Raw genomic sequence first — 23,806 nt, 5'->3', positions numbered from 1 at the left:
AATCCGCGCTGTTAACCAATACTCACACGATAACGCGTTGAGACTCCAGCTGGACTAACAACGGTTAGTTCACGTCGCCAGGCATCTGTCAAGTCTTATTTACGGCTTGAATGAACCGCGCGCCAAAGCCGGCAGGTTTCGGGCCAAATTTGGCGGAAAATGAACCAATTCCGCCCTCATGCGTAGTACTAAATGACAGGAATAGTTTACAATTATATTTGTTAAGGCAACAGAACGATTGTCGGCAACATAGCGGGAGCGAAACGTGGCTATCAGAAAGGCAGCAATCATCGTAGCAGCGGTTGTGTTTGCGTCGTCCGGTACGGCTTTCGCGGCGGGCGAAGCCGCCGGCGGAGACCCTGCGAAGGGCGAGCAGATTTTCAAGCAATGCATGACATGTCACCGGATCGGCCCCGGCGCCAAGAACATGGTGGGCCCGGTTCTGACGGGCGTGATTGGCAGGCAATCCGGCACGGCACCGGGCTTTGCCTATTCGGACTTGAACAAGCACGCGGGCGAAAACGGGCTGGTCTGGAGCGAGGACCTGATTTTTCAGTATCTCCCTGACCCGAATGCATTCCTCAAGAAATTCCTCACCGACAAGGGCAAGGCTGATCTGGCGACAGGAACGACCAAGATGACGTTCAAACTCGCCAACGAACAGCAGCGGAAGGACGTCATCGCCTATATCAAGACGTTTTCGGACAAGAAATAGTTCAGAGCTCGAGGCAAAAACTGATCAGCGCCAGCGTTGTCTGAGGTCGGCGACGTTGGCGATGCCCGCGGCGGCGAGGCAGGCCGTGTACCAAGGCCATCCGTAGTCACTCAGCGCGAACCTCAGGGCGAGCAAGAGCAGCGCTCCCGCAAGCAGGTTCGGTACCAGCATTGCCGGTGCGATTCCACGGCGTGTCATGTGCCAATGGAGCGTCAAGGCGAAACTCTCAACCGCGACGATGACAAGAATCAGGTCGACCACGTGGGCGCCGGCAAGGAATGCGATCATCGGTCAGTCATCCCTGTCACGCCGCCCGGACAAGTCCGGTCAAATGCGCAACGTTCTTGAAGAAGATTCGGACGTGGGAAAGCGGTTTGGCGCGCACCAAGGCCTTGTTCATGTAGGCATCCCATGTAAGTTGCTGGACATCCCGGTCCCTGCAGATTGCGACGAAGCGCTCGCGCCTGTTGTCGTTGCTGTACCAGAACGCCTGCATGAGGCTGAGCATCCAAAACACGCCGCCATGAGCGCGCATGAACTCCTTGCGTGCGCGGCCAAGTTCGCGGGCATCTCCGGTGAGCAGGAAGCGATGAACGGCGTTCGCCGCCATGCGTCCGCTTGCCATGGCGTAATAGATTCCTTCGCCGGATGCCGGGGCAACAACACCTGCCGCGTCCCCCGCGACCACAACATCGCGGCCGTTGTCCCAGCGTCTCAGCGGCTCGAGCGGTATCGGCGCGCCCTCGCGGCGCAACGTCTCGACCCGGTCGAGGCCATGCGCCTGCCGCAATTCGCCGACCGAGCCGCGCAAAGAGAATCCCTTGCGCGCGCTGCCGGTGCCGATACTCGTGGTCGCGCCGTGCGGGAAGATCCAGCTGTAGAAATCGGGAGACAGTTTGCCCCGATAAATCACGTCACACCGCGCGCCGTCAAACGAGGTATGGCCCCTCTCGGGCGAGCGCACGATCTCGTGATAGGCAAAGACGTAGCGGACCTTGTCGGCACCGGGAATGCTCTGACGAGCGATAGTTGACAGTGCGCCGTCGGCGCCGATCACGGCGCGGGCTCGAACTGAGTGAACCCTTGCCGTGCCATGTTCATCGCGCGTTTCGTAGCGCAGGACGGCAACGCCATCGGGATCGCGTCCCAATTCCTGAAATGTGCCGTTGCAGCGTGCGGCACCGGACTGTGCAGCTCGTGTCCGCAGCCATTCATCGAACGCGTCGCGATCGACCATACCGACGAAGCCGCCGCCGATCGGCATATCGACTTGCCTGTCGGTCGGTGACACCATCCGGGCCGACGATATCCGGGCGACCAGCAGCTCATCGGCAATCCGAAATTCGGTGATTAGCCGAGGCGGGATCGCTCCGCCGCAAGGTTTGATGCGGCCTGCGCGATCGAGCAGCAGCACTTTGTATCCTCGGCGGGCAAGATCGTCTGCCGCCGTGGCGCCCGCTGGACCGCCTCCGATCACCGCGATGTCGAATGTCTGGCTGTCAATCATGATCACGCGCTCCGCTTGGCGACGTTCACCGGAAGGTCCAGCGTCCGACGCGCGCTCGCGGGCTTGCTGACCCAGATAGCGAGATACGCGGCGACGACGAAGAGGGCAGCTTCCGTCGCGAAGACGATGGAATAGGCAAGCGAGGTCGATGACAGAACGCTTCGTGCGCAATCGCTGGCCAGCGCGCCGAGTAATCCGCCGATGCCGTACGAGATCGCCTGCGATGCGCCCCATAGCCCCATCCTGGTCCCCTCGCAGTCGCGGTGGCCCGCATCGACCAGGTTCATCATCGCGCCAATAGCTGCAATCGCGTAGACACCGTTGGTAACGCCGAGCGCGAAAACCGATGCGCGCAGCGGCCAGGCTGGTCCAACCAGCGCCGCGAGCGCAAGGTTGAACAGGGCCAACGCTGAGGCCACGCAGCCGCCCACAATCCACGACGTCGTCCGCCCCCGCCCAGGTGGCAGCACTGCGTTGAGGATCGGCACCAGCAGCATGCCGATCATGGCGCCGCCATGCTGGAGGCCAGACAGCCGAGTGGTTTCGCCTGGCGTCATCGCGAACACCGCGCCCGCGAACGGTTCGAGAATGAGATCCTGAGCGCTATAGGCTAGCATCGAGACAAAGATGAAGATCGCAAATCGGCGCACCTGTGGCTCGGACCAGATTGCCATCAAGCCATCTTTGAAAGACGACTGAGGTGACGCTGCCTGCGGCGGTCCCGATGACCGCGGTCCTTCGATACGCCATACGCTTAGCAACGTCAGCAACATGGCCGCGACCGATACCGTCGACGACACCGCAACCAGCCTGAGGCCGGAGTAAGGATCGAGGGCGTAACCGGCCATTCCCGTCGTCAGGATGAAGCCGGCGATCATCAAGATCCAGGCGATCGAGGCAGCGGTGCTGCGCCGTGACGGATGGGTGTGCTTGGCGAGCAGTACAAGAATAGACGTGCCCGCCGCGCCGACACCCAACCCAATCAGAACGAAAGCCAGCCCGGCGAGCGCGATGCCCGCGAAAAGTTGCGTCGCCATCAAGGCCGTTGCGATCGCCGCGAGCACGCCGCCCCCCGCGAGCGTAGCCATGCCCCCGACGATCCATGAAGTCCGCCGGCCGCCGGCATCCGACCCATAGCCGAGACGTGGACGGAACACCTGCATTGCGTAGTGCAGGGCGACGAGGACACCGGGCAGGGCAGCCGGCAGGGCAAGCTCCACAACCATGACCCTGTTCAGAGTCGATGTCGTCAAGACGATGATGGCCCCGAGCGCGGTCTGGACCAGAGCAAGCCGCACGATGCCGAACCAGGAAAGGTATGATGGCTCGTTTTGCATTACAGCTCCAACCCTGCGAGCGCAAATGCAGCAACCAGCATGCCAATCACATAGAGGCTGACGCCGGTTCCGTTGTACCACGGCGCCAGCTCGCGCGGACGTTCCATGAGCCGCCGCATCAGGGCGGCTTGAGCGACAAGCGAGATGGCGATGGCTGTGGCGTGCAATGGCCGCTGCCACTCCAGCAGCAGCGCAACCACGGCAGCTTGCGCCGCGGCCATCGTGATGCAAGCCAGGAGTGCAGCCCGCTTGGCACCCAACTGCACCGGAAGTGATGCGATGCCGCTGCTGCGGTCACCCTCGATGGATTTGAAGTCGTTCAGCGTCATGATGCCATGGGCGCCGAAACTGTAGAGCAGGGCGACCAGCACCACCGGCCAAGCTGGCGCAGATCCACTGACGATCGCGGCCCCGGTGAACCACGGCAGACCTTCGTAACAGAGGCCTACGGCGCTGTTGCCCCACCAACCGTTTTGCTTGAGCCGGACCGGCGGCGCGCTATAGGCCCACGCCAGCGCAAGCCCGAATACCGCTGCTCCAAACCCCCAGACGCCGAGCGTGGAAGCAACTTCGAGCGACAGCGCTGTCCAGGTTATTGCGATGTAGAGACCCCAGCGGCCCGGAATGCGCCCGGACGGAATCGGGCGTTTCGGCTCATTGATGGCGTCAACCTCCCGGTCGAACCAATCATTGACGGCCTGACTCGTCGCGCAGACAAGGGGCCCGGCAAGGATGATACCGGCGACGATCGTCGGCCACCGCAACTGAAGGCCGTGGCCGGCCGAGACCACGCCGCAGGCGAATGCCCACATCGGAGGAAACCAGGTGATCGGCTTCAGCAGTTCCAGCACGACGAGCGGCGAGGGACGTGCAAGAGAGGTCGCGGGGACGGTCTGTGTCATGGTGTGCTATTCAACCTTGTTCTCGTCGTACTCGCTGGCGTCGGCCAACCCGAACCGGCGCAACTTGACATAGAGACTCTGCCGGCTGAGCCCGAGCATCTCGGCTGCGGTTGCGCGGTTGTCTCCAGTCAGCTTGAGCGCAGCCTCGATGCACATGCGCTCGATGACGTCGGTCGTCTCGCGCACCAGCTCCTTGAGCGGCACCCGCCCGATCAGGTCGGTAAGCTGCTCGCGAGACCTCGGAAGCTCGGGATAGGGTCCGAGTTTGGCGCCGATCCGCCGATCCACGTTGCGGATCGCGAAGCCAAAGGTCAGATCGTTGTCGGCGCCGAGCGCCACGGCCGAGATTTCGACATCGACCGGCGATCCGTGCTCGCCGCGCACCACGCTCGAGAACAATTTGAGCGATCGATACCGGCGCAGATTCGACACCAGGACGCTGAAGTCGACGCTGGACTTTCCGACCCAACGATCGATTATTTCGCCGTGGACAAGCTTTTCGTCCTCGACCTGTGCCAGCTGCAGGAATGCTGCGTTCGCGCGCAGCAAGCGGCCATCACGGTCTGTCAGCACGAGCCCGTCTGGCGCTTCCTCGACAAATTTGATGAGGCGAGAGGCGACATCCGGTGCGGCCGGTGCCGCGAGCGTGATCGGGCCGACCGGTGAGAAACGCAAGAGAAAGAACGACGACGCATCTTGCCGAAAGAAGTTTCCGTCAAGCCGGAATTCGCGGTCGTTCTCGAGTTTCAACCTCAGACCCTCGACACGTCCCTGCGTGCGGAACGCGAAAGCGATCGCCTGGGCCGCGGCTGAGTCGTCGAGCAGGAGCGCATCGGGGAACAATTTTCCCATCAATTCTGTCGGGTTTTCGTTCATCAAGGTAGAAGCTGCCGGATTTGCCTCGATCACGCGATGGGTCGCGGCATCGACGATCAGCACCGGTTCGGAGGAGGAGTGGAACAGGATCCGGTAACGCGATTCCACGTTGCGCATGCGCGAGTAATCGCGCTCGATTGCGATCTGGGCTTCAATCAACTTCTGCTGCAAGGCCGCCGCAGCGCGGACGTCGCGTCCGATCACGACACAGCGGTTATGCTCGTCGATCGCAATCGCTGAACACAGGATTGGAATGTCGGGCCCGCGAGTCGCGGGAAACCGTATCTCACGCCAGCGCGACGTCTTGCGTGTGGCCGCTTCCTGCAACATTTGTTCGATCTTTGTCTGGCTGTCCGCAGCGACGACTGCCTGCCACGCGCGGCCAATCCACTGATCGGTATTCTTCAGCTCCAGTGGCAGGTCGGCTCGCTGGAAGGCGGCGTCACGGATGCTGCCTTCGTCGTCGAGCGCAAGCGCCAGATCGGACGCTACGGCGATGAGCATGGCAGCGACGTCCGCCTTGAGATCGCCGAGCGTATCCTCTGGTGCCCTGAAAGCCTTCACGGACGAAATCACCCTCCCAATGGCAGGTGCCCTCACGCGGCGAGTTTCGTCCCTGTCTCACTTTATGTCGCCCGATCAGCGTCGATCTGTCAGCAGATTGACGACGTTTCGGGCTTGCAATGCTTCTTGGCTGAAGTCGGAGACGACAGCGTCGCCACCGACCAATAGGACGAGCTCAGGCCGTTCGTTGAATACGGGACCGCAGACCATGACGCCGATGTCCCGGTTGGACGATTCGCGTCGCACCTGGCGGATGTTGGCCGCAAGGTCGTCTAGCTTCTTGTCGCTGTTGGCAAAGAATTCGACCACATCGAACCACTGCGTCCGGATTGTCGCGATAAAGGTCGCGTCCGTGGAGTCGGGTTCGATCCAGGTATCCCATCCCTCGCGACGGAAGAATTCGCCGGCGAGCACCAGCCCGAACATCATGTGCCCGATATCGTGCTTTTCACCAGGGCCGGGGGTGAGGAGGGCCCGCAGCCCTGCCGACTTGATGCCCGTGTCGCCGCAGAAAGCAGGACTGAAGTCACGCAGCAGCTGCTGCATTCGCCAAAGGGCAAGGGTGACGTCGGCAAAATCCCACTCGTCGTTCATCCAGAGATGTCGAAGATGCCTTGCGGCCGGAACCAGCAGGTCGAGATAGACGGTCTCGAGCGGCACGCCGCGCTCGCGGCAGGCCTGAATGTGCTCGGCAGCCCGGCTGCTTTCCGTCCCCAGCATCAGCTCGGCGAAGTCTGTGACATATGTGCGGTCGGTCGCGACATTTGACGGTTCGACCGGTTGTCCGTGGCCGTGTGCCAACACCAGGCGAGGAATGATTTCTGCCTCGACCGTGCGGCTGAGATGCGAAAACGTCGTTCCCCGGATGACCAGAGGTGGCGGAGAGCGTAGCAAGCCTGTTTCAAATCTCGCCCGACCCGGCCGGACGCCGAATCCAGATGGAGGAGGGGCAGTCTCATTGAGCTCGGTCATCGCGATGCCTCCCTGGCATTTGAACGGAAACGAGCTGGAGCGTCAAGATATATTGACGTCAGTTTTTATTGACACTCGTTTTTTTGAGGTCTAGCCTCTGATGTGTCGGGCTCGCAATCCGGGGTTCAGCGATGCACCAGCGCAAGGCCATTCGATCTGAATGTGACGTTCACGGCCGAGAAGTTGTGCTGATGCCCCGCGTCCCGGAGGCATCGCATCACTCGGCGGACGTATTGTCAAACAATCTTTACAACTGTTGTTGTGCACAGTTCACATTTGTGACCGATCCAGCGTTTTGGGAAAGTGTCCGCTTTTTATGTCGGACGAGCGGCCCGCGGGCCGAACTACGCGTCCAACCGCTATATTCACCCGAGGAGAAACGGCGCCGCGATGAGACGCCGTGGACCACTGTCCAGGGCGTGCTCGCGCCCCTGCAATTCCTGGCCTTCCTGATCAGTCTCGCGCTCGTCGCGCGCTGTCTGGTGACCGGTGAGGGCTATTGGATCGCGACCTGCTCCGTCGTGGCCAAAACGCTCCTACTCTACACAATCATGATCACGGGCTCGATCTGGGAGCGCGTCGTGTTCGGCCGTTATCTGTTTGCGCCCGCGTTCTTCTGGGAAGACGTCTTCAGCATACTCGTGCTGGCGCTGCACACGGCCTATCTCGTCGTCCTGATCGGCCATATCGGAAGCCCGCAGCAACAAATGCTGCTCGTGCTGGCGGCCTATGCGTCCTACGCGGTCAACGCCACTCAATTCCTGCTCAAACTGCGCGCGGCGCGGATCCAGCAGCACAGCGATCAATCCGCTCAATTGTTTGCCGAGGTCGCCAAATGAACCCGCGTGGGCAGCCTTGCGCGACAGCGGGATCATGCGCCGGCGACAACGTTCTGCGTGAACGGGGTCAGCGCGAAGTGTTCTGCGGGTTGACCGGAATCGTCTGGCTGCATCGCAAGATGCAGGACGCTTTCTTCCTCGTGGTGGGGTCGCGCACCTGCGCCCATCTGATCCAGTCGGCCGCTGGCGTCATGATCTTTGCGGAGCCGCGCTTTGCCACCGCGATCATGGAAGAACGGGACCTGGCGGGCTTGGTCGACGCCAATGACGAACTCGACCGCGTCGTCGCGCAACTCCTGGCTCGCCGTCCGGACATCAAGCTCCTGTTCTTGGTCGGTTCGTGTCCGTCGGAAGTGATCAAGCTGGATTTATCACGCGCAGCGCTCAGATTGTCGCAGAAGTTTCTCCCGAATGTTCGCGTGCTCAATTATTCCGGCAGCGGCATCGAGACGACTTTCACCCAAGGCGAAGATGCATGCCTTGCTTCGCTTGTGCCGGTGCTGCCGACAACGACTGTGGAGGCGCGACCGTCATTATTGATCGTGGGCGCGCTCGCCGACGTTGTCGAGGACCAGTTCCGGCGCCTGTTTGCGTCGCTCGGCATTTCGTCAGTGGCATTCCTGCCGCCACGGCGGGCCTCCGAGCTCTCAGCGGTTGGAGAGAATACATTCTTTCTGCTAGCCCAGCCGTTTCTTGGCGACACCGCGCGTGCCCTGGAGCAGCGCGGTTGCCGGCATGTGGCAGCGCCGTTTCCGCTTGGAGTCGAAGGCACCACCGGTTGGCTTAGGGCCGCAGCTGATGTGTTCGGTATCGATCCCGCGCATTTCGAGGCGGTCACGCGTGCTTTGCGCGAGCGTGGCCAACGCGCCGTCGCGCGTTACCGGCCACAGCTCGCCGGCAAGCGCGTCTTTCTCTTTCCGGATTCCCAGATCGAGATTCCGCTGGCGCGATTTCTTGCGCGCGAGCTCGGTATGACCATCGTCGAAGCCGGCACACCCTATCTGCATCGCGAACATCTCCGCGCTGACCTGGCGCTGCTGCCGCCGGACGTCTCGCTCAGCGAAGGCCAGGATGTTGACCGGCAACTGGATCGCTGCCGACAGGCGCGGCCCGATCTCGTTGTCTGCGGTCTCGGCCTTGCCAATCCGCTCGAGGCGGAAGCCACTGCGACGAAGTGGTCGATCGAACTTATCTTCACGCCGATCCAGGGCTTCGAGCAGGCAGGCGATCTGGCCGAACTGTTCGCGCGACCGCTGGCCCGTCGCGGAAGGCTGGTGGCCTAGATGCAGCTCACTGTGTGGACATATGAAGGCCCCCCACACGTCGGCGCGATGCGCGTCGCAACCGCGATGCGCGGCGTCCACTATGTGCTCCACGCGCCGCAGGGCGACACCTACGCTGACCTGCTGTTTACTATGATCGAACGCCGCGACCGGCGCCCGCCGGTTACCTACACCACGTTCCAGGCACGCGATCTCGGCGGAGACACGGCAGAACTGCTTCAATCGGCCATGCGTGATGCGTTCGTGCGCTTCGCTCCCGATGCTATGCTGGTTGGCGCCTCCTGCACCGCAGAGCTGATCCAGGACGATCCGGGTGGCTTGGCGCAGGCATTGAAGCTTCCCATACCTGTCGTTCCACTTGAGCTACCATCGTATCAGCGCAAGGAGAACTGGGGCGCATCCGAAACATTCTATCGACTGGCACGCGCGCTCGCCAAGGCTCCCCCCACAGGTGACCCCCGCCTTAAGAGGGAGAAAGGTGCGGGCCCGGTCTGCAATCTGCTTGGTCCTACCGCGCTAGGGTTCCGTCATCGCGACGACCTCGCGGAAGTGACCAGGCAGGTTGTGGCTCTTGGCATCGGGATCGGCGTCGTCGCGCCCTGGAATGCGACAGCGGCAGATATCGCGCGACTTGGCGAGGCGGATTTCAATATCGTGCTCTACCCGGAGATCGCCGCCACGACCGCGGAATGGCTGAAACGGACCTTCGGACAGCCTTTTACAAAGATAATTCCGATCGGGGTGGGCGCGACGCGCGCCTTCATTACAGAGGTCGCCGGCCTCGCTGGCATCGATCCGTCACCGGCCTTGGCGCGCGCTGAGACGCGGCTTCCCTGGTATTCGCGTTCTGTCGATTCCACATATCTCACCGGCAAACGTGTCTTCATCTTCGGCGACGCCACCCACGCATTGGCCGCCGCTCGCGTCGCGTCAGGCGAGCTAGGCTTCGATGTCGTCGGTCTCGGCACCTACAGCCGGGAGTTCGCCCGCGAGATCCGCGAGGCCGCTGTGACATACGGCATCGAGCCGCTTATCACTGACGACTATCTCGAGGTCGAGGCGAAGGTCGGCGAGCTGCAACCCGAGCTAGTGCTCGGGACCCAGATGGAGCGCCACATCGCCAAACGCCTCGGCATTCCTTGCGCCGTGATCTCGGCCCCGAGCCATGTGCAGGATTTTCCTGCCCGCTATTCGCCGCAGATGGGCTTCGAAGGGGCGAACGTGATCTTCGACACCTGGGTTCATCCATTGATGATGGGCCTGGAGGAGCATCTTCTTGGCATGTTCCGCGAAGATCGAGAGTTTAGCGACACGGCTCCGTCGCACCTTGGCCATCAGCCTTCCGAACCTCCTGCTCCGATCCAGCTTCCGAAATCCATCGCGCGTAGCACAGACGTCGCTTGGACGGCGGAAGCCGAGCAGGAACTGCACAAGATCCCCTTCTTTGTCCGCGGCAAGGCGCGCCGCAACACCGAACGCTTTGCGCAGGAGCGAAGCGTCGGATTGATCACTCTCGAGACCTTGTACGATGCCAAAGCGCATTTCGGCCGATGAACGCACGCCCATTCGGGTCGTGATCGTGACGATGGACAGCCATCTGGCGTCCGCAGCCGCACGCGCCCGCGCCGCGTTGTATCAAGAGTTGCCGGGGCTCGATCTCGCCATCCACGCGGCCGACGAGTGGAATTGTGATCCGGCCGCCCTTGAGCGTTGCCGCGAGGACATCGCCAAAGGCGATATCGTGGTTGCGACCATGCTCTTCCTCGACGAGCATATCCAGGCCGTAATGCCGTCGCTGCTGGCGAGGCGCGAGCATTGCGATGCGATGATCGGCTGCCTCTCCGCCGGTGAGGTGGTCCGGCTCACGCGGCTCGGCAAGCTCACGATGTCGGGATCAAGCGGCGGCGTCCTCGCTATGCTCAAGCGTCTGCGCGGTGGCACGAAGTCAGGCGGGTCGAGTGGGCAGCGTCAGATGAAGATGCTGCGGCAGATGCCACGGCTGCTACGTTACATTCCCGGTACGGCCCAGGATCTGCGCGCTTACTTCCTCACTCTGCAATACTGGCTCGCGGGATCCGAGCAGAATTTCGCGAATCTCGTTCGCTTCTTGGTCAACCGATACGCGGATGGCGCGCGTTCCGGTCTGCGCGGCAAGTTGAAGCCGCAGGATCCTGCGATTTATCCCGAGCTCGGCCTCTACCATCATCGTCTCATCCAGCGAATTGTCACCCGTCTCGACCAGTTGCCGCGCCGGTCGAAGCCCCTTGGACGCGTCGGTGTCCTTCTGATGCGGTCCTATCTGCTTGCCGGCAACACCGCGCACTATGATTGCGTGCTGGAAGCCCTCGAAAACAAGGGGCTTTCGGTCGTGCCGGCCTTTGCAAGCGGGCTCGATGCCCGGCCGGCGATCGACCACTATTTCATGAAAGACGGTGCCGCGAGCGTGGATGCCATTGTGTCCCTGACCGGCTTCTCTCTGGTGGGCGGGCCCGCCTATAACGACGCACGCGCCGCCGAGACTGTGCTGGCAAGTCTTGACGTCCCCTACATCGTTGCGCATCCGCTCGAATTCCAGACCGTCGAGCAGTGGCAGGAGGATCCGCGGGGGCTCACGCCAGTGGAGGCGACCATGATGGTCGCGATTCCCGAGCTTGACGGTGCGACGGCACCGATGACGTTTGGCGGCCGCTCGTCGCTGGTCGATGCAGGGCGTGACATGACCGCGATGCCCGAGCGTGCCGCCATGCTGGCGGCGCGCACGGCCAAGCTTGTGGCGTTGCGAAAGTCGGCGCGTGCCGAGCGCCGCCTCGCGATTGTGCTGTTCAATTTCCCACCGAATGGCGGTAGCGCCGGGACCGCGGCGTATCTGTCGGTGTTCGAGTCGTTGCACAACACGATGACGGCGCTCAAGGCGGAGGGCTACGCCATAGAGGTGCCGTCGACCGTCGCCGATCTTCGGGCTCGCGTACTGCAGGGGAATTCCGGGCGCTTCGGGACGGATGCCAATGTCGTCGCAAGGATTCCGGTCGACAATTATGTGCGTCGCGAGCGTTGGCTCGTCGATATCGAGCAGCAATGGGGTGCGGCGCCGGGCCGGCATCAGACCGATGGAGGTCACCTTCTTGTTCTTGGCGAGCGGTTCGGCAATCTCGTCGTCGGCCTGCAGCCTGCGTTCGGCTACGAGGGCGATCCAATGCGGCTGCTGTTCGAGCGCAGCTTCGCGCCGACACACGCCTTCGCGGCGTTCTATCGCTGGATCCGGGAGGATTTCGACGCGCACGCGGTACTGCATTTCGGCACGCATGGAGCGCTGGAGTTCATGCCGGGCAAGCAGGCCGGTATGTCCGGGGCGTGTTGGCCGGATCGCTTGATCGGTGACCTGCCAAATCTCTATCTCTACGCCTGTAACAATCCGTCGGAAGGCGCGCTTGCCAAGCGGCGAGCAGCCGCCACGCTGATCAGCTATCTCACTCCGTCCATCGCCAACGCGGGCCTCTATAAGGGGCTCGCCGATCTCAAGGCGGTCCTGGACAGCTGGAGGGCAGTTGGACCCGATGCCACGGACGTGCAACGTTCCGACGCGCTCGCGCTGATCCAGGCCCAGGCCGCAGCTGTTGATCTGGCCGACGCGAAACCCGCCTGGGGGAGCGACGCAGCGTCCCGAATATCGGCCTTGAGCGACAAGGTGCTGGAACTTGAATATTCGCTGATCCCGCATGGCCTGCATGTCGTCGGCGCTCCTCCGCCGGCCGCAGAGCGGGCCGAGCTGCTCGACGCAGCCGGCGTCGTCGACGCCGACAAGAGAGCTGCACTCGATACGCTGCTGGCCGGGGATCACGAGACGCCGGCGATCATCCACGCGCTGGACGGCGGATATATCCGGCCTGCGCCCGGCGGCGATTTGTTGCGGAACGCGGAGATCTTGCCGACCGGCCGCAACGTCCATGGGTTCGATCCGTTCCGTATCCCGAGCGCCTTTGCGGTTCTTGATGGCGCCCGTCAAATTGAACGGTTGCTCGCGCGTCACGCAACTGAGGGGAATGGCTTACCTGAAACAGTCGCGCTGGTCCTCTGGGGCACTGACAATCTTAAGACGGAGGGGGGGCCGATCGCACAGGCGCTCTGGCTGTTGGGAGCCGAGCCGCGCCATGACAGCTATGGCAGACTGGCCGGCGCGCAGCTCGTGCCGCTCGAGAAACTCGGACGGCCGCGGATCGATGTCGTCATCACATTGTCAGGGATCTTCCGGGACCTGATGCCGCTGCAGACCAAGCTGCTGGCGGAGGCCGCCTTGCTTGCGGCAAGCGCGGACGAGCCCGTCGAGCATAATTTCGTCCGCAAGCATGCACTTGCCTTTCAGGCGGACCATGGCGGCGAGCTCAACCAAGCCGCGTTGCGCGTGTTTGGTAATGCCGAAGGCGCTTATGGCGCCAACGTCAACCATTTGATCGATTGCGGTGCGTGGACAGACGAGCAAGAGCTTGCCGAAGCCTACACACGCCGGAAAGGCTTTGCTTACGGTGTCGACGGTCGGCCGGTGAGGCGCGACGCGCTGTTAGGCCATGTACTGGCAGGCGTCGACGCCGCCTACCAGAACGTCGACTCCGTGGAGCTCGGCGTGACGACCGTCGATCACTATTTCGATACACTTGGTGGTATCAGCCGTGCCGTGAAGCGGGCGCGCGGGGAGGCGGCGCCGGTCTATATCGGTGACCAAACCAGGGGTGACGGCGCCGTCCGGACGCTCAGCGAACAGGTCGCGCTGGAGACGCGCACACGGACGCTCAATCCCAAATGGTATGAGGCGCTGCTGGCCCATGGCTATGAGGGCGTCCGCCAGATCGAGTCCCATGTGACCAACACGGTTGGCTGGTCGGCGACGACGGGGCAGGTCGCGCCTTGGGTCTACCAGAAGATCACGGCGACTTACATTATGGACGAGGCGATGCGCGAGCGCCTGGCCGCGTTGAACCCGGCCGCGTCGGCGAAGATCGCCAATCGCCTGATAGAGGCGCATGAACGCAATTACTGGTCGCCCGACCAGGCCATGCTCGAGGTGTTGCGCAGGGCAGGCGAGCAGTTCGAAGATCGTCTCGAAGGCGTGGGAGTTGCCGCATGAACATGTCGATCGCGCAGCCAGTCGCCAACGCACAGGTCCGTCGTCCTGACGGGGCCGGAAGCGTACAGGTGCAAATGGATCCGAACGTCGTGATCGGCAACGCAAAGGTGTTTTCGATCTACGGCAAGGGTGGCATCGGTAAGAGCACGACGTCGTCAAACCTCTCCGTCGCATTCTCCAAGCTCGGCAAGCGTGTCTTGCAGATCGGCTGCGATCCGAAGCATGACTCGACCTTTACATTGACGAAGCGTCTGGTGCCGACAGTGATCGATATCCTCGAGCAGGTAAACTTTCACGCCGAGGAGCTGCGGCCCGACGATTTCGTCTACCAGGGCTACAACGGCGTGATGTGCGTCGAGGCGGGCGGGCCGCCTGCCGGCACCGGCTGCGGCGGCTATGTCGTTGGTCAGACCGTAAAGCTCCTGAAGGAGCACCACCTGCTCGAGGATACCGATGTCGTGATCTTCGACGTGCTGGGCGACGTCGTTTGCGGCGGATTTGCCTCTCCTCTCCAGCATGCTGACCGCGCGTTGATCGTGGCTGCGAATGATTTCGACTCGATCTTCGCGATGAACCGCATCGTCGCGGCCATCCAGGCCAAGTCGCGCAATTATCCAGTGCGTCTTGGCGGCGTGATCGCCAACCGCAGCGCTGGAACCGATCAAATCGATAAATTCAATGAACGGGCAGGGCTGCAGACCGTCGCGCACTTCCCCGACCTCGATGTCATCCGCAAGAGCCGGCTGAAAAAGTCGACGCTTTTCGAGATGGAGCCGTCGCCCGAGGTGGAAGCCGTGCAGAACGAGTACCTGCGCCTTGCCGCTTCGCTGCTCGGCGGCAGTGTAGCGATGAACGCAGTACCGTTGAAAGACCGTGACATTTTCGACCTGTTGGGGTTCGACTGATGACAACAGCACAGTACCTGGAACGACGCGGCGAACTCGAGACCTATTTCGACCGTACGGCCGTCGCGGCCTGGTCACGACTGACGTCCGACGCACCGGTCGGACGGATCCGGGCGACGGTGCGCGCAGGCCGCGACGAGATGCGGCAAACGTTGCTGTCATGGCTGCCGCAGGACATGCGCGGCGCACGTCTGCTCGACGCTGGCTGCGGAACCGGCGCCTTGTCGATCGACGCCGCGCGCCGCGGTGCCGACGTCGTCGCCGTCGACATCTCTCCGACCCTGGTCGCGATCGCCGGCAAGCGAGTTCCGGTCGATATCGGCACGCGCGCGATCCAGTTCATTGCGGCCGATATGCTCGATCCGCGTTTCGGACGGTTCGATTTTGTCGTCGCGATGGATTCGATGATCCACTATCGGTCGGCGGACATCACGCGGATGGTGGCGGGCCTGGCCGCGCGGACCTCGCATGCCCTGCTGATGACGTTCGCGCCAAAGACACCTGCGCTGGCGCTCATGCATGCGGTCGGCCGCGCCTTTCCGCGCGGCAACCGCGCACCCGCGATCGAACCGGTCTCCGAGAGCAAATTGCGGGCGATGATCGTGGATCATCCCGATCTAAAGGACTGGCGGTTCGGTCGCCATCGCCGGATCGCAAGCAGCTTCTACAAATCCCACGCGCTGGAGCTGTTGGCATCATGACCAGGCGTGCCCCATCGATCGCGCAAGGCTGGATGCAGTTGGGGTCGCGCTTCCTGCCGTTCGCCGATGCGGCGACGGTCGAACTGCCGCTGTCGCGCCTGATGCGGTTGTCGCTGTTCCAGGTCTCCGTGGGGATCTCCGTCGTTCTGCTGAACGGGACGCTCAACCGTGTCATGATCGTCGAGCTCGGCGTGCCGAGCTGGCTGGTTGCATCCATGGTGGCGCTGCCGTTGGTGTTCGCGCCGCTCCGCGTGCTCATCGGCTTCCGGTCCGACAATCATCGTTCCGTACTCGGATGGCGGCGCGTGCCTTATATCTGGATGGGCACACTGTTGCAGTTCGGCGGCCTCGCGATCATGCCCTTCGCGCTTCTGGTGCTGTCGGGAGATTCGCCCGGGCAGATCATTGCCGGCCGCATCGGCGCGGCGGTGGCATTTCTGCTGGTTGGTGCGGGCTTGCATACCACGCAAACGGCCGGCTTGTCGCTGGCCACCGACATAGCGCCCGAGGCGTCGCGGCCGCGGGTCGTTGCATTTCTCTATGTCATGCTGATGCTCGGCATGATGGCGAGCGCGCTCGCATTCGGCGCGCTGCTTGCCAATTTCAGCGAGATGCGCCTGATTCAGGTGGTCCAGGGCGCCGCTTTGCTCGAGATGCTGCTCAATATCGCCGCACTATGGAAGCAGGAGGCACGAAATCCGTCCAGGACGTCGCCTAACCGGGAACGGCCACTCTTCAGTGAATCTTGGCGCAGATTCCAGCAATCCGGCGGTTCGGTGCGCGTGCTTGTCGCCGTCGGGCTCGGCACTGCAGGCTTCACGATGCAGGACATTCTGCTCGAGCCCTATGGCGCCGAGATCCTGCATCTGACGGTCGGCGAGACGACCGCACTGACCGCGCTTTTTGCGGCCGGCACGCTGGCCGGTTTCGGTGTCGCAGCAAGGTTTCTCGGCAACGGAGCGGACCCCTACCGAATTGCCGCCATGGGTCCTTTGGTCGGGCTGATCGCGTTCTCGTCGGTGATCTTCTCCGCACCGTTGGCGTCACCGCTGCTGTTCCGGATCGGGACCACGTTAATCGGGGTTGGTGGAGGGCTGTTCGCTGTCGGCACGCTGACGGCCGCAATGGCGTTGGCGGGAGACGGCGAGAGCGGGCTTGCGCTTGGCACATGGGGTGCGGTGCAGGCCACCGCGGCCGGAGGGGCGATCGCGGTCGGTGGCGCGATCCGAGATCTGATGTCGGGGCTCGCGAGCCAAGGGCATCTTGGTGTGGCGCTTGCCAGTCCTGCCACCGGATACAGCATCGTCTACCACATCGAGCTCGGATTGCTGTTTGCGACGCTCGCCGTGATCGGCCCGCTTGTTCGATCCAGGCATCCGGTGCCAACACAGAAACCCAAATTTGGGATCGCGGAATTTCCGGGTTAGTCGAATCGGGAGGACGTCATGCACACTGATCTCACGGGCTACATCGATGTCGCGCAAGTCGTCTTGTATGCGTTCTGGACATTCTTCGCTTGCCTCATCTTCTATCTGCGGCGCGAAGATAAGCGGGAAGGGTATCCGCTACAATTTGAAGGACCCGGCCGTCGCAGTGGCGTCGGCTTCCCGTCATTCCCCGGTCTGAAGAAATATCAGCTGCGTAACGGGCACGTCGCGACCTTGCCGAATTGGAAGAACGATCGGCGCGATGCGGCCGTCACGCCGTTGACGCCTTGGCCGGGCTCGCCCTACGTCCCGACCGGAGATCCAATGCTCGATGGCGTCGGTCCTGCCTCCTATGCGGATCGCGAAGACGTTCCCGAATTGTCAATGGACGATGTTCCCGCGATCGTGCCGCTTCGGGTCGACACCACCATCTCGATCGAAACGCGCGATCCGGATCCGCGCGGCATGCCGGTTATCGGCGCCGACGGAGAGATCGGTGGCACTGTTCACGAAGTCTGGGTCGACCGTGCCGAGATGCTGATCCGCTACCTCGAGGTCGAGGTGGCCGATGCTGAGGGCCGCCATGTGTTGCTGCCGATGACCATGGCGCGCATCGACAAGCGTCGCGGCCGCGTGCTGGTGCGATCGATCCTTGGACGCCAGTTCGCCGATGCGCCGGTACTGGCGAGCCCGGACCATGTCACCAAGCGGGAGGAAGACAGAATCGCCGGCTATTTCGGTGGTGGCAATCTGTACGCCACTGCAGCACGCCAGGAGCCCCTGCTATGAGAGGAGCGACTGCCAAATTCGAGCCTTTGGCGTTGCCCAAGGGTGAGCGCCTGCTCTGGCAAGGTAGGCCGGACGCATGGGCGCTGGCGATCAGGGTGTTCCACATCCGCTTGGTGGCCGCCTATTTCGCGTTACTTTTCGTCGTTCGCATCGCCATGCGCCTGTCCGCACAAGAGCCGTGGGGCGCGACGATGGCCGGCGCGGCGCGGCTCGCCATCCCCTTCGCGATCGCGATGGTGTTGCTAGGCGGCTTGGCATGGCTGTACGGCCGGACGACCCGTTACAGCATTACCAGTCGCCGCGTGCTGCTGCAGTTCGGCGCCGTCCTGCCCATGACGCTGAACGTGCCGTTCGGGGAGGTCGCGAGCGCCGCGGTCAAGACTTACGGCGATGACACCGGCGATCTCCCGCTGGCGGTGACGAGCAAGCAGCGGCTCGCCTTTCTCTTGCTGTGGCCGCATGTTCGGCCATGGCACCTGACGAGGGTCGAGCCGATGCTTCGCTGCGTGCCCGCCGCGACCAAGGTCGCCGAAATCCTCGGCGCGGCACTAGCGCAGGCCTCTTCGGCCACCCCAGAGCCAGCCGACTGCATGATGCCCTTGCCGCGTCCGGCCCAGCCGGTCGTTGCGACCGCAGCCTAGGAGAGAAAGTCATGAACCACGCCGTCGCCGACCGAACTGTTCCGAAACGGGCGTTGTTGGGCGCGGCGGTACTGGTCGCGTTCTCGATTGTGACGGCAGGTGTCGGCCGGCTGACCGGCCTCGGCGCGCTGCATTCCGAACATGGCATGCCCGTCCGGTCTGTTTCCCTTCGGTTCGAGGATCGTGTCGACGGCGGCATTTCGGTGATCGCCCCGAACTCCGGCACTGTCATCGGCGTGGTGCCGGTCGGGACCGACGGGTTCGTCCGCACGGCGCTGCGCAGCCTCGCCTTCGATCGTCGGCGTCATGGCGTCGGGGACGAACCAGCCTTCCTGATCAACAGATGGCCGGACGGTGCAACGACACTCGAAGACCCCGCCACCGGCCGGCGCGTTGCTCTGGGCGCATTCGGCGACGCCAACTTGAAGGCTTTTACCAACCTGATGGCGATGGGAGAGGGAAAGTCATGAACGCGTTTTGGAACCCAGAACCGCGCCGCTTCGACGTCGGTTGCACGATCGAGATCGGACAGACGGCCGAGAGCCTGCACGCCCATGTCAATCTCGATGGCCACGTCGAGATCCGCCCCGGCGACGAGGTCACCATCCACGGCGCGCCGGTCACGATCAATTTTGGCGACTGCATCAACATGCGCCGGACCGCTACAATCGTCAGGGCTGGGATCCTTAAACGCATGGTGGCGCACATCGCCGGATATCTCGAACTGACCGAACTCTACGACGTCAGCTTCTCGGACGGGAGAGCATCATGATAGCAATCGAAGGTGGAGCCCGAACATCGTCCAGCACAGACATGGCGCGAGAGGACACGATCCTCAGCCCACGCTTCTACACCACCGACTTCGAAGCCATGAATCGGCTCAATGTCGATCTCGTGCGCGCCGAGTGGAACGCTGTCATCGCCGATCTGCGTGCCGACCACAATCGCAAGCATTTCGTCAAGACCGACGAGTTCGAGCGCGATCTCGACGAACTGCCGCTGGAACTGCGCAAGGAATTCAAGGATTTTCTGGTCAGCTCGCTGACCGCCGAATTCTCCGGTTGTGTGCTCTATGCCGAAATCAAGAAGCGGATCAGCAATCCCGACATCCGCGAGCTTTTCACCTATATGAGCCGCGATGAGGCCCGGCATGCCGGCTTCATCAACGAGATACTCAAGGATCACGGCATCGGCGTCGATCTGAGCTTCCTCACCAAAGCGAAGAAATACACCTACTTCAAACCAAAATTCATCTTTTATGCGACATACCTTTCCGAGAAAATCGGCTATGCGCGCTACATCACCATCTACCGCCAGATGGAACGCAATCCCGACCGGCAATTCCATCCGATTTTCCGATGGTTCGAACGCTGGTGCAACGACGAGTTCCGGCATGGCGAAGCATTCGCGCTGTTGATGCGAGCCGATCCGCGACTACTGCGCGGCCACAACAAGCTCTGGATCAAGTTCTTCCTGCTTGCGGTGTTCGCCACCATGTACGTCCGCGACCACATGCGGCCGGCATTTCACCACGCGCTGGGGATGAAGCCGACCGACTACGACATGAGGGTGTTCCGCGTCACGTCGGAGATCTCGCGCCAGGTGTTTCCAGTGATGCTTGATCTCGACGATCCGCGTTTCCTGGGTGGTTTGGAGCGTCTTCGCCGGATTGCGGAATCGATTGCCGACGCCAAGTCGAGAGGTGGATTAGCGGCGCGCTTGAAACGTGTCGGCCTGCCGCTGTTTGCTGCGGCGGCTTTCGGCCGGCTGTTCCTGCTGCCTGCCAAGAAGAACGAGCTGCCCGCAGAAATCAGGCTTCAACCCGCGTGGTGAGGAGCTTCCGGCCATGGGTGTCCTTGCAATCTCGGTCCTCTATGTGTTGTTCGTCTGGTGGTTCAGCACGGGTACCGTACTGCTCCTTGTCGGCTTGTCGTCGCGGTATGGCCGCGTACTGAAGGCCGGCACTGCTGTCCTGTTCGCTGCGTCGCTCGTCGGCGTCGCAGCCAGCAGCCAGGATACCAGCGCGGCCGGGGCCTACTGCGCCTTCACCTGCGCGATTCTTCTGTGGGGCGCCGTTGAGATGTCACTACTGGCTGGTTGGATTACGGGGCCGCGGGCCGAACCATGTCCGCCCGGTTGCGGCGCGCTCGATCGGATTTGGTTTGCGATCCAGGCGATCGCCTATCATGAGCTCGCGCTGATCGTCACCGCCGGCCTCGCATTTGCGGTAACTGTCAACAGCCCGAACCAGCTTGGCTGGTGGACGTTTGCCGCTTTGCTTCTGCTACGCCAGAGCGCCAAGATTAATCTGTTCCTCGGCGTGCGCATACTCAACGATGAACTGCTGCCAGCTCAGGTCGGATTCCTCAAGAGCTACTTCGCGCGCAAGCCGATGAATGCACTGTTCCCGGGTTCGGTGACGCTCGCGACCGCCGCGATGGCATTGCTGGTGCTGGCCGCGATCAATGCGGAGACCGAATTCGATGCGCTTTCCTCCGCCCTTTTGGCGACCCTCATTGCGCTGGGGGCGCTTGAACACTGGTTCATGATGTTGCCCGTACCCGTCGTTGATCTCTGGCGCTGGTCTGTCCGTACCACGCGAGGCAATGCGGATCCGACTGCGACCGAGCCGTCGCCGCGGCCGGTGCTGTCAGTCATTCCGGGCGGAGCAAGCGCGGAGAGACCCGCACAGGCCAAGAGCGCAGCCGTTGCTGCACGACAGCGGCTCGAAGACCGCTTTCGCCAGGCCTATCGCGAGAGCCAGGTCGCCGAAAAAGCCGAGCAGCGCCTGCCGGAACCGGCCATCGCTCAGGCGACCGCCTCGAACGACTTCAACCGAACAGCAGATGGGAGAGCGCCATGAACTACGAGGACTATTTCCGCCGCCAACTGGACGGTCTTCGCCGGGAGGGACGCTATCGGGTATTCGCCGATCTCGAGCGCAAGGTCGGCGCTTTTCCCAAGGCCGTGCACTACAGCCCGGCGGGTCAGCGAGAGGTCTCCGTATGGTGTTCGAACGACTATCTCGGTATGGGGCAGCATCCGAAGGTCCTGGCCGCCATGCATGAGGCGCTGGACCGTGCCGGCGCCGGCGCCGGCGGCACGCGCAACATCGCAGGCACCAATCATTATCACGTGCTGCTGGAGCAGGAGCTCGCGGACCTCCACAACAAGGAGGCAGCGCTGCTGTTCAACTCCGGTTACGTCTCTAACTGGACCACGCTCAGCACGCTGGCTTCGCGTATGCCCGGCTGCGTGATCCTGTCGGACGAGCTCAACCACGCCTCGATGATTGAAGGCATGAAGCACAGCCGCTGCGAGACGCGTGTGTTCCGGCACAACGACGTCGCCGACCTCAGGCAAAAGCTGTCGGACTTGGAACTCCACGCGCCTAAATTGATCGCCTTCGAATCCGTCTATTCAATGGATGGCGACATCGCGCCGATCGCCGACATCTGCGACGTGGCCGACGAGCATCATGCGATGACCTATCTCGACGAGGTGCATGCCGTCGGCCTCTATGGGCCGCGCGGTGGCGGAATTTCAGACCAGGAGGGGCTGAGCGGTCGGCTTACCGTGATCGAGGGAACGCTCGCGAAGGCGTTCGGCGTGATCGGGGGATACATCACTGGCTCGGGCACGATCTGCGACTTCGTGCGCAGCTTCGCGTCGGGTTTCATCTTCTCGAGCGCGCTGCCGCCGGCGATCGCTGCCGGCGCGTTGACCAGCATCCGTCACCTGAAGTCGAGCTCCTATGAGCGCGAGCGTCACCAGGACCGTGTCGCCACGTTGCGCCGGCGGCTGAACGAGGCGGGTGTCAGCCATCTGGACAATCCCAGCCATATCGTTCCGGTGATGGTGCGCGATCCCGTCCTTTGCAAGCAGATCAGCGACGTACTGCTGGATCGCTACGGCATTTACGTTCAGCCAATTAACTACCCGACGGTCGCGCGGGGAAGCGAGCGGCTGCGCATCACGCCGTCGCCGCATCACTCCGACGAGGATATCGAGGCGCTGGTCGGGGCCTTGTCAGAAATCTGGGCGAAGATGGGTCTGGCGCAGGCGGCTTGACGGCCATGAACATCCACGCAGCGAACGCGCACGAGTTGCATCGAAGCGAGGCGCGATGCTGGTTCGAGTCGCTGCGTGATCGCCTTTGTGCGGAAGTGGAATTGCTGGAGCGAGAAGCGCCGGCAACGTTGTTCGGTCAGCAGCAGTCGGCGCGTTTCGTTCACAAGCCATGGGTGCGAACGGCCGGAGAGGGAGGCGGCGTCGGAGGTTTCCTCGTCGAGGGCCGCCTGTTCGAGAAAGCGGGCATTCATGTGTCCTCCGGGCGGGGACGTCTGACGCCGGAGTTAACGAGCACGATGCCGGGCGACGGCAAGCAATTGGAGTACGTCTCGGCCAGCATCAGCCTGATCATTCATCCGCGCAGCCCGCGTGTTCCGACGGTTCACATGAACACCCGGTTTCTGGCGACCTCACGAGGCTGGTTTGGGGGCGGAGCCGATCTCACACCGATGCTGACCTGCCAGCGCGACCAGGCTGCGCCTGACGCGATCGAGTTTCACGCCCGTATGCGGCAGGCATGCGAGGCGCATGGGTCCAAGCATTACCCCAAGTTCAAGGCTTGGGCCGACGAGTACTTCTTTCTGCCGCACAGGGGACAAGCGCGCGGTGTTGGCGGACTCTTCTACGATCATCTCGATAGCGGCGACTTCGAGCGCGATTTTGCGCTGACGCGTGAAGTCGGGCTGGCGTTGCTGGATGTCTATCCGAAGATCGTTCGTCGGCGCATGGTCGAGCCCTGGGACGACGAGGATCGCCGCCAGCAACTGGCTTTCCGCAGCCTCTATGCCGAGTTCAATCTGCTCTATGACCGCGGTACGACGTTCGGTCTGAAAACCGGCGGGAATGTTGAGACCATTCTGAGTTCGATGCCGCCCTTGGGGAGCTGGCGGCAGGAGGTTCTTGAGTCCTCGAAGATCTGGCAACAAAGGAGGTCGAACATGAAGCAGCAGATCGTGATGGACCATGCCGGCGACACCCGGCATTGTTTCGAACCGAACGATGCTGAAGCCCTCATGCGCGCCGAGCGGCGGTTCCGTGAACTGACGTCGATGGGATACACGGCGGCTGTTCGGGAGGCATCCGGCGAGGCCCGAGTCGTGCGGAACTTCGATGCGACTGCAGAACAGACCGTGTTCTACCCCCGTCTTGTGGGTGGAT

General features: G+C 62.5%; 21 protein-coding genes and 1 pseudogene. 16 read left to right on the top strand and 6 right to left on the bottom strand.

Features of this window, described 5'->3' with window-relative positions:
* The first annotated feature begins 271 nt into the window (after positions 1-271).
* Positions 272-715 (top strand): c-type cytochrome, encoded by a 444-nt coding sequence (locus JQ586_RS12450; protein WP_212394980.1) that lies wholly within the window; start codon positions 272-274, stop codon positions 713-715.
* 24 nt (positions 716-739) lie between these two features.
* On the opposite strand, the gene JQ586_RS12445 is transcribed toward JQ586_RS12450, so the two are convergent.
* The 6 genes from JQ586_RS12445 to JQ586_RS12420 form a co-directional block, all read right to left on the bottom strand.
* Entirely contained in the window at positions 740-1,003 is a 264-nt protein-coding gene (locus JQ586_RS12445) for a hypothetical protein (RefSeq protein ID WP_212394853.1), read from the bottom strand.
* Positions 1,004-1,019: 16 nt separating this feature from the next.
* Positions 1,020-2,222, bottom strand: a complete 1,203-nt coding sequence (locus JQ586_RS12440) for a geranylgeranyl diphosphate reductase (protein WP_249147525.1) — start codon at positions 2,220-2,222, stop codon at positions 1,020-1,022.
* A gap of 2 nt (positions 2,223-2,224) precedes the next feature.
* Positions 2,225-3,559 (bottom strand): BCD family MFS transporter, encoded by a 1,335-nt coding sequence (locus JQ586_RS12435; RefSeq protein ID WP_212394852.1) that lies wholly within the window; start codon positions 3,557-3,559, stop codon positions 2,225-2,227.
* Positions 3,559-4,461, bottom strand: a complete 903-nt coding sequence (gene chlG, locus JQ586_RS12430) for a chlorophyll synthase ChlG (RefSeq protein ID WP_212394851.1) — start codon at positions 4,459-4,461, stop codon at positions 3,559-3,561. Before chlG ends, JQ586_RS12435 begins: the two co-directional genes overlap by 1 nt.
* A 6-nt stretch (positions 4,462-4,467) precedes the next feature.
* Entirely contained in the window at positions 4,468-5,901 is a 1,434-nt protein-coding gene (gene ppsR, locus JQ586_RS12425) for a transcriptional regulator PpsR (RefSeq protein ID WP_212394850.1), read from the bottom strand.
* 75 nt (positions 5,902-5,976) lie between these two features.
* Positions 5,977-6,873: a B12-binding domain-containing protein gene (locus JQ586_RS12420; RefSeq protein WP_212394849.1), complete on the bottom strand. Its 897-nt coding sequence runs from the start codon at positions 6,871-6,873 to the stop codon at positions 5,977-5,979.
* Between the two features lie 233 nt (positions 6,874-7,106).
* Here JQ586_RS12420 and bchF point away from each other — a divergent pair, with 233 nt between their 5' ends.
* The 15 genes and pseudogenes from bchF to hemF form a co-directional block, all read left to right on the top strand.
* Positions 7,107-7,712, top strand: a complete 606-nt coding sequence (bchF, locus tag JQ586_RS12415) for a 2-vinyl bacteriochlorophyllide hydratase (RefSeq protein ID WP_249147523.1) — start codon at positions 7,107-7,109, stop codon at positions 7,710-7,712.
* Complete coding sequence (locus JQ586_RS12410) at positions 7,709-8,995, top strand: ferredoxin:protochlorophyllide reductase (ATP-dependent) subunit N (RefSeq protein WP_212394848.1); 1,287 nt, start codon at positions 7,709-7,711, stop codon at positions 8,993-8,995. Before bchF ends, JQ586_RS12410 begins: the two co-directional genes overlap by 4 nt.
* The gene (gene bchB, locus JQ586_RS12405; protein ID WP_212394847.1) at positions 8,996-10,549 is read left to right on the top strand and encodes a ferredoxin:protochlorophyllide reductase (ATP-dependent) subunit B; all 1,554 of its coding nucleotides are present in this window, start codon (positions 8,996-8,998) and stop codon (positions 10,547-10,549) included.
* Positions 10,524-14,114 carry a magnesium chelatase subunit H gene (locus tag JQ586_RS12400; RefSeq protein ID WP_212394846.1) on the top strand — a complete coding sequence of 1,197 codons (3,591 nt, stop codon included), beginning with the start codon at positions 10,524-10,526 and terminating at the stop codon, positions 14,112-14,114. The genes bchB and JQ586_RS12400 overlap by 26 nt, the downstream gene beginning before the upstream one ends.
* Entirely contained in the window at positions 14,111-15,019 is a 909-nt protein-coding gene (bchL, locus tag JQ586_RS12395; protein ID WP_212394845.1) for a ferredoxin:protochlorophyllide reductase (ATP-dependent) iron-sulfur ATP-binding protein, read from the top strand. The genes JQ586_RS12400 and bchL overlap by 4 nt, the downstream gene beginning before the upstream one ends.
* A complete protein-coding gene (bchM, locus tag JQ586_RS12390) occupies positions 15,019-15,720 on the top strand; it encodes a magnesium protoporphyrin IX methyltransferase (RefSeq protein ID WP_212394844.1) in 702 nt (233 codons plus the stop codon). The genes bchL and bchM overlap by 1 nt, the downstream gene beginning before the upstream one ends.
* Positions 15,717-17,147, top strand: coding sequence for a BCD family MFS transporter (locus JQ586_RS12385; protein WP_212394843.1), 1,431 nt, complete (start codon positions 15,717-15,719; stop codon positions 17,145-17,147). The genes bchM and JQ586_RS12385 overlap by 4 nt, the downstream gene beginning before the upstream one ends.
* 18 nt (positions 17,148-17,165) lie before the next feature.
* A complete protein-coding gene (gene puhA / locus JQ586_RS12380; RefSeq protein WP_212394842.1) occupies positions 17,166-17,936 on the top strand; it encodes a photosynthetic reaction center subunit H in 771 nt (256 codons plus the stop codon).
* A gap of 32 nt (positions 17,937-17,968) precedes the next feature.
* Positions 17,969-18,577: a photosynthetic complex putative assembly protein PuhB gene (gene puhB / locus JQ586_RS12375; RefSeq protein WP_312016959.1), complete on the top strand. Its 609-nt coding sequence runs from the start codon at positions 17,969-17,971 to the stop codon at positions 18,575-18,577.
* 11 nt (positions 18,578-18,588) lie between these two features.
* Entirely contained in the window at positions 18,589-19,047 is a 459-nt protein-coding gene (gene puhC, locus JQ586_RS12370; RefSeq protein WP_212394840.1) for a photosynthetic complex assembly protein PuhC, read from the top strand.
* Entirely contained in the window at positions 19,044-19,349 is a 306-nt protein-coding gene (locus tag JQ586_RS12365; RefSeq protein ID WP_212394839.1) for a hypothetical protein, read from the top strand. Before puhC ends, JQ586_RS12365 begins: the two co-directional genes overlap by 4 nt.
* On the top strand, positions 19,346-20,410 hold the full coding sequence (acsF, locus tag JQ586_RS12360) for a magnesium-protoporphyrin IX monomethyl ester (oxidative) cyclase (protein WP_212394838.1): 1,065 nt from the start codon (positions 19,346-19,348) through the stop codon (positions 20,408-20,410). Before JQ586_RS12365 ends, acsF begins: the two co-directional genes overlap by 4 nt.
* A 13-nt stretch (positions 20,411-20,423) precedes the next feature.
* Positions 20,424-21,440 carry a putative photosynthetic complex assembly protein PuhE gene (gene puhE / locus JQ586_RS12355; RefSeq protein ID WP_212394837.1) on the top strand — a complete coding sequence of 339 codons (1,017 nt, stop codon included), beginning with the start codon at positions 20,424-20,426 and terminating at the stop codon, positions 21,438-21,440.
* Complete coding sequence (gene hemA / locus JQ586_RS12350; RefSeq protein ID WP_212394836.1) at positions 21,437-22,648, top strand: 5-aminolevulinate synthase; 1,212 nt, start codon at positions 21,437-21,439, stop codon at positions 22,646-22,648. The genes puhE and hemA overlap by 4 nt, the downstream gene beginning before the upstream one ends.
* Before the next feature lie 5 nt (positions 22,649-22,653).
* Positions 22,654-23,535 (top strand): annotated as a pseudogene (gene hemF / locus JQ586_RS12345) (oxygen-dependent coproporphyrinogen oxidase); the annotation flags it as partial.
* Positions 23,536-23,806 lie beyond the last annotated feature (271 nt).

It is taken from the genome of Bradyrhizobium jicamae, from assembly GCF_018130215.1.
In the GTDB taxonomy this organism is placed as follows: Bacteria; Pseudomonadota; Alphaproteobacteria; order Rhizobiales; family Xanthobacteraceae; genus Bradyrhizobium; species Bradyrhizobium jicamae_A.
This window is presented reverse-complemented; position numbering and strand designations above follow the sequence as displayed.